The 6,208-nt window shown below is 68.9% G+C and carries 9 protein-coding genes; 4 read left to right on the plus strand and 5 right to left on the minus strand.

The genetic code is table 11. From position 1 onward, the window contains the following. Positions 1–31 precede the first annotated feature (31 nt). Positions 32–499 (plus strand): GNAT family N-acetyltransferase, encoded by a 468-nt coding sequence (locus Ate02nite_RS44500; RefSeq protein ID WP_203814026.1) that lies wholly within the window; start codon positions 32–34, stop codon positions 497–499. A gap of 28 nt (positions 500–527) precedes the next feature. Here Ate02nite_RS44500 and Ate02nite_RS44505 read toward each other — a convergent pair whose 3' ends face one another. Beyond that, positions 528–1,442 carry a CDP-alcohol phosphatidyltransferase family protein gene (locus tag Ate02nite_RS44505; protein WP_203814027.1) on the minus strand — a complete coding sequence of 305 codons (915 nt, stop codon included), beginning with the start codon at positions 1,440–1,442 and terminating at the stop codon, positions 528–530. Positions 1,443–1,587: 145 nt separating this feature from the next. Here Ate02nite_RS44505 and Ate02nite_RS44510 point away from each other — a divergent pair, with 145 nt between their 5' ends. The 3 genes from Ate02nite_RS44510 to Ate02nite_RS44520 all read left to right on the plus strand — a co-directional run bounded on the left by Ate02nite_RS44510 (position 1,588) and on the right by Ate02nite_RS44520 (position 3,961). Further along, positions 1,588–2,139, plus strand: a complete 552-nt coding sequence (locus Ate02nite_RS44510; protein ID WP_203814028.1) for a phosphoribosyltransferase — start codon at positions 1,588–1,590, stop codon at positions 2,137–2,139. An 84-nt stretch (positions 2,140–2,223) separates the two neighbouring features. Next, positions 2,224–3,093: a PAC2 family protein gene (locus Ate02nite_RS44515; protein WP_203814029.1), complete on the plus strand. Its 870-nt coding sequence runs from the start codon at positions 2,224–2,226 to the stop codon at positions 3,091–3,093. Positions 3,094–3,169: 76 nt separating this feature from the next. Continuing rightward, positions 3,170–3,961 (plus strand): GntR family transcriptional regulator, encoded by a 792-nt coding sequence (locus Ate02nite_RS44520; protein WP_203814030.1) that lies wholly within the window; start codon positions 3,170–3,172, stop codon positions 3,959–3,961. On the opposite strand, the gene Ate02nite_RS44525 is transcribed toward Ate02nite_RS44520, so the two are convergent. The 4 genes from Ate02nite_RS44525 to Ate02nite_RS44540 all read right to left on the minus strand — a co-directional run bounded on the left by Ate02nite_RS44525 (position 3,958) and on the right by Ate02nite_RS44540 (position 5,663). Then, entirely contained in the window at positions 3,958–4,314 is a 357-nt protein-coding gene (locus Ate02nite_RS44525) for a hypothetical protein (protein ID WP_203814031.1), read from the minus strand. The two genes, Ate02nite_RS44520 and Ate02nite_RS44525, sit on opposite strands and share 4 nt — an antisense overlap. Positions 4,315–4,323: 9 nt before the next feature. Next, entirely contained in the window at positions 4,324–4,758 is a 435-nt protein-coding gene (locus Ate02nite_RS44530; protein ID WP_203814032.1) for a HEAT repeat domain-containing protein, read from the minus strand. Beyond that, complete coding sequence (locus tag Ate02nite_RS44535; RefSeq protein ID WP_203814033.1) at positions 4,755–5,294, minus strand: NUDIX hydrolase; 540 nt, start codon at positions 5,292–5,294, stop codon at positions 4,755–4,757. Before Ate02nite_RS44535 ends, Ate02nite_RS44530 begins: the two co-directional genes overlap by 4 nt. Positions 5,295–5,411: 117 nt before the next feature. After that, complete coding sequence (locus tag Ate02nite_RS44540) at positions 5,412–5,663, minus strand: hypothetical protein (RefSeq protein ID WP_203814034.1); 252 nt, start codon at positions 5,661–5,663, stop codon at positions 5,412–5,414. Positions 5,664–6,208: the final 545 nt, after the last annotated feature.

Consider the following 6,208-nt stretch of genomic DNA (forward strand, 5'->3'; position numbering starts at 1 on the left):
GGTTTGTCGGTCTCAACGGGATTATGACGCTATGACCGTGACGACGGCGATGACGGCCCACCGGCTCACGGACCCGGACGAGCCGCTCTTCGCGGATGCCACCGAACTCTTCGACGAGTACCGGCAGCACTACGGCGCCAACCCGGCCCCGGAGGCGGTCGCCGAGTGGGTGCTCGAGCAGGTCCTGTCGTCCCGCACGCGGATCTACGTGGCCGGGACGCCGGCCGAGGCGTACGGCATCTGCTCGATCGCGATTCTTCCGGCCGCGCTCACCCTGCGTACCGTCTGGTTGGTTCGTGATCTTTTCGTCGCGCCGCCGGCGCGCGGCATGGGCGTCGCCCGCGCCCTGCTGATGCAGGTCGCGGGCGAGGCCCGGACGGCCGGCGCGCACCGGCTGTCACTGCAAACCGAAATTCACAACACCAGAGCCATTGAGCTGTACGCCCAGAACGGCTACACCGTGCTGACCGACGTGGCGCTGATGGATCACATGCTGTGACCGCTGCTTTAACCGGCGCCGTGACCGGTCAGACGGCCGGAACCCCGTCGCGTTCGGCGGCCGGCGCCTGGGCCGGGATGGTGGCGGCCGCCATCTTCCGCTCGTAGGTGCGCGTCGCGGTGTAGAGCTTGTAGATCAGCAGCAGCTCGAAGCCGATCATCAGCGCCGACGAGATCAGCGTGACCCCGATGATCCAGTTCACCAGCGGGCCGACGATGAACACGAACATCATGAACTCGATGCCGCTGAACACGTGCGCCCGGATCCGCTGCCGGATCAGCACGTTACGGAACCGGACGAAAAACCCGAACCGGTTACGGAAGTCGCTGTTGACGTCAACGACGTGGTCGGCCTCGGAGACGGCGTCGGCGGACTCCGGGTGCTCGTCCGACTCGTCCTCGACGAAGCTCACCGGAACGGCGTCCGGTCCGCGTGCGGCGGTCAGATTGTCCTTCATGACCGTCTTGACCTTGCCCATCTGCAGGGCGTTCAGGTAACGGAACATGTCGAGGAAGAGCACCAGCCCGGCGAGCCAGATGAAGGCGAAGTTGTGGGTCCGCTCGTACTGCCCGCCGAACAGGCCGATCGTGGTCACCACGACCCGCAGCCGGTCGAAGACGTAGTCGAGCCACTGCCCGAACACCGAGCCGGTCCCGTTCAGCCGGGCGATCTTGCCGTCCATGCAGTCCAGCACGAAGCTGACGTGGAACAGCAGCGCACCGAGCGCGACCCAGCCGTAACTACCCTGCCAGAAGCTGACGGCCGAGCCGATGCCGATCAGGAAGGCCAGGAAGGTGAGCAGGTTGGGGGTCACCCACCGCCACGGCGCCACCAGCCACACGAGGCGCGAGGCCAGCGGATCGACGAGCCAGACCGTCCACCACGCATCCCGCCGCTTGTAGGTCCGGGAGCGGATCTCGCTCAGAGCGATCCGTCGCGCCATGCAACAACTCCACCAGGGTGCCGAAAAGATGAACAATCGAACGCGCGGACCTTACCGGAACTCACAGGATAGGCGGAAGCCACAATTGCCCCGGCGTGGCAGGATCTTGGGGGCGACCTCCGGTCGCGCCTTCGGGAGGCACACGATGGACGCCGGCCACGTAACGGACGATCTCGAAACGGTGCTTCTCACCGAGGAGCAGATCCTGGCGCGAGTCGGGGTGCTCGCCGCTGAGCTGCACGAACGCTACGCCGACTCGGTCCCGGTGATGATCGGCGTGCTGGGCGGGGCCGCCACCTTCACCGTCGATCTGGCCCGCGCCTACCCCGCGCCGGCCGAGATCGCCTGGATGGCGCTCAAGTCCTACAGCACCCGCAACCGCGCCTCCGGTTCGGTCCGCCTTCTGAAGGACCTCGAGGTGGACATCTCGGGCCGCGACGTGATCATCGTGGACGGCGTCATCGACACCGGCCTCACCATGACCTGGATGATCAGCAACCTCGCGCAGCGCGCACCCCGATCGATCGCGGTCTGCGCGCTGCTCCGCAAGCCCGACACGGCCCGCTTCGCGGACACCCCCACGCACATCGGTTTCGACGTCGGCCCGGGCCTGATCGTCGGGTACGGACTGGACTATCAGGGCAAATACCGCAATCTACGCTGCGCTGCGGTCCTGGCCCCGCAACTGGCCGTGTGACGCGGCTCTCTGTGGTGGGGGCTGAGCGTCACGCGCGGCGCGGCCACCGAGTGCCGCACACGCACCGCACGTAGGCTGTCACCTATGACTGAGTTCGACGGCCTCCCGCTGCTTCGCTCCCCAGTGGCCATCGCTGCCTTCGAGGGCTGGAACGATGCTGCGGATGCTTCCACCGCGGCCGTGGAACACCTCGAGCAGGTGTGGCAGGCACGAGAGATCTCGACCATCGACCCCGAGGACTTCTACGACTTCCAGGTGAGCCGCCCGACCATCACGATGGCCGAGGGCGAGACCCGGAAAATCGAGTGGCCGACCACCCGCTTCACGGTGGCCAGCCCCGAGGGCGCCGACCGCGACGTGGTGCTGATCCGCGGCATCGAGCCGAGCATGAAATGGCGCACCTTCTGCGAGCAGGTCCTGGAGCTGTGCCACAGCCTCGAGGTCACCCGCATTGTGCTGCTGGGTGCCCTGCTGGCCGACGTGCCCTACACCCGCCCCCTGCCGATCAGCGGCTCGGCCACCGACAACGACATCGCCGACAAGTACAAGGTGGTGCCGACCCGCTACGACGGCCCGACCGGCATCGTCGGCGTCCTGCACGAGGCGGCCGGCCGCGCCGACCTGGAGGCGCTGTCCTTCTGGGTGCACGTGCCGCACTACGCGAACAACCCGCCCTGCCCCAAGGCCACGCTCGCGCTGCTTTCGCGCCTCGAGGACGTGCTCGACCTGCCGGTCCCGATGGCCGACCTGGCCGAGGAGGCCGACGAGTGGGAGAAGCGGGTGCGGGTGGCCGCCGAGCAGGACGCCGAACTCGGTGAGTACGTCCGCGAGCTCGAGGAGCGGGTCGGCGACGAGGGCATCCAGCCGCTGACCGGCGACGAGATCGCCAGCGAGTTCGAAAAGTACCTCCGCCGCCGTGGCGGTTCGGCCGGCCCCACCGCCGGCTCCTGGTAATTGGTTGACCGGCGTGTCGTCACGCCGGTCACGCCGCCTCGGGGCATCCTAGGAACCTAGGGGTCAGGAGGCCGGCATGACGATCAACCCGGGCGCGGCGGAGTTCCCGCACCGCCAGATCGCCACCCAGCTGCGCGAGCGCATCCGCCGCGGCGACTGGCAGCCCGGCGAGCGGCTGCCGTCGATTCCGGCGATGGCCGAGATGTTCGGGGTGGCCAAGCAGACCGTCCAGCGCACCGTCGACCAGCTGCGCGTCGAGGGCGTCCTGATCACCAAGCCCGGCTCCGGCACGTACGTCCGGGGCACCCGCCGCCGGCTCAACCGGCTCTCCCGCGGCCGCTACGGCGCGCACCGCGGCTACCATGCCGACCTGGCCGCCCGCTATCGCCAGCAGCTGGTGGCGGTGGGCCGCGAACCCGCCCCCGCCGAGGTGGCCGACGCGTTCGGGGTGCGCGACGGCACCGAGATGCTGGTCCGCCGGCACATCGTGCGCACCGACGACGCGACCGTCGAACTGGGTGCGTCCTGGTTCCGGGTGGCCGAGACCTCCGGCACCTCGCTCGAACGGGCCGAGGCCTTCGGCCGCCCGCTCTACCAGGAGGCCGAGGAGGCGCTGGGCAAACGCTACGCGTCGGCCACCGACACGATCAGCGCCCGCCAGCCCAGCCGCGACGAGGCCGAGATCCTGCAGATCCGCCCGGACACCCCGGTGCTTCACCTGCTGCACGTGGCCTTCGACGAGACCCGCAAGCCGATCGAGGTGGCCCAGGCGACCTGGCCGGGCCCGATGACCACGCTCACCGAGGAATACAAGATCCCCGCCCCGGTGCCGACCCCCGACCCGGGCCCCGGCCTGGCGCTTACCTAACTCCGCAGTTCGCGGAGCAGCTCGGTCCGGTCGGTGCTCCAGAGCTCCATGGAGAACCGCAGGTCGAAGGCGGTGAGCACGGCCCCGAGGTCGTCCAGCCGGGCCGGGTCGACGATGCCGCTGAAGAGCACGCCGTCGGAGGTCTGCTGCAGCTCGATGCGGACCCACTCGCATTCGACCTCGAAGTCGGTCCACGAGCTTCGCCGCGCGCGCCAGCCCTTCAACACGAACGACTCGGCGATGTCCTGCAGCGGCGGGGCGTCCGCCACCGACCCGTACACATTGTTGTCGAGCAAGAGCAGCTCGTCGGCGATCTGCGGTCCCGGAGTGCCGCCGGACGTGATATCGAGCATCCCTGATTCTTACCGCATCAGCACACGGAGCGCCCGGGCGGATGCCACCCGTACCCGGGGGATCTCGTCGTTGAGCAGGGCCGCGATCGCCGGCTGGCAGGCATCAACACGGTGCCGGGCGACGACCTTGGCGGCGTTCTCCCGGACCCGCCAGCGCTCGTCGGCGAGCGCGCTCACCAACGCCGCCACCACGTCCGGATCCTCCGGGGAAGGTGCATCAGGCAAACCCAAAGCCCACAACAATCCGCGTACGCCCCACACGCGCAACCAATAACGCTGGTCCTCCGGGGAGTCCAGGTAGCGTGGCCCGGCCGGCCCGCCGAGAGTCTCGACCAGCGCGGGATCGGTCTCGCCGCCCCCGATCAGCGCGACGCACCCGGCCACCACCCGCGGCGTGCCCCGGTCGGCGCAGGCCGCCTCGATCCGCTGCCGCGGCGTTCTCATCGCCGCATCTTGTGGAGAAACCGCGGGAAATGCGGGTCGCAGCGCGCGGGCTCGATGTCTTCCGGCGACCACCAGCGGACCCGGTGAAACTCGCCAAGGTCCGGGGTGAGCCGCTCGGTCCGGTCACAGTGGAGCACGTACCAGAGGCTGACGTCGGTGTGCCCCCGGTCGAGGCCGACCGTCCGGGTGACGGTCAGGAAGAGCGGCGCCGGGTCCGGGACGGCGGTCAGGCCCAGCTCCTCGGCCACCTCGCGGACCGCGGTGTCGTGCGGGTGCTCCCCCGGCTCGACGTGCCCGCCCGGCGGCAGCCACAGCCTCGCGTTGATGTGGTCGACCAGAAGAACATTGCCGTCGGCGTCGACCGGCACGACGTACGACACCAGGTGCTGATCGGGCTCGGCCGGCTTGACCCGCCGGAAGACGTCGTCGGTGGACCCGAGCCACTCGAGTATCCGCGACCGGTGCTCGGCCTCGAGGTCGTCCCCCGGCGCGAGGGCGGTCACGATGTCCTGAACAACCGCCACCGCCGCATGCATCGGGCCATGATGCCATTCCGCCCCGGTCCGGTGGCATCGACGCACGGCAAAGGCCCGAGAAGCCGGGTGGCTTCTCGGGCCTTCGTGATCGGTCAGAACCGGTCAGACTTCAGCTGGTCATCCGCAGTAGCTGCCGGAGCCGTTCCCGAGGATGCCGAGACCGAGACCGCTGAGGACGCCGCCATCGATCAGCGACCAGTCCTGGTTGACGTTGCCGTTGTTGGAGAACACGTTGTACTCATTCGAGTACGCCGCGCCGGGGTAGCAGTAGGAGGAGGCCGAAGAGGACGCGGCGGCGGGTCCCGCGAGAGCGAGGCTCGCGCCACCGGCCACGACCAGGCCAGCCAGGAACACAACCGGACGACGCATGATAATTCCTTTCGAGCGAAATTAGGACCACGAGAAGTGTGGCGGTTAAGCCCGAAAAATGTGGCTGTTTTCCGGAAAGTCCGACAAAAGTAGTATTTCCCCCCAAAACCCCTCGCAGGCTCCCCGCAGGGTCTATCGTGCCAACCCGCCGACCTGCAGTTATGCAAACACGCCCCGCCCCAAAGGCCCCCGCCAAGCTGTAGCCACCCCCACCCAACGAGACCGCCAGCCCGCCTCCGCCCGCCAATCCGCGACACGCCGACCAGACAAGCCACCGCCAAAACCCCAAGGCGCCCCAGCCACAACGCACCGGACTGCCAGGCAGCAGCATCCAGCGAAACGCCAAGGGTGCTGGGTAGCGGTTCGCGCCGAGCGGGAGTTCCACAAGATCGGCCTCGCCGACACGCGGCGAAGGCGGCGGCCAGCGGCCAGCGGCCGACGGCCGACGGCCAGCGGCCAGCGGCCAGCGGAGCGCCAAGGGTGTGGCGTTCCGGTCCGCTCCGAGCAGGAGCTCCGCAAGATCGGCTACGCCGACGCGCAGCCAA

Origin of the sequence: Paractinoplanes tereljensis (assembly GCF_016862435.1) — a bacterium.
GTDB classification, from domain to species: Bacteria; Actinomycetota; Actinomycetes; order Mycobacteriales; family Micromonosporaceae; genus Actinoplanes; species Actinoplanes tereljensis.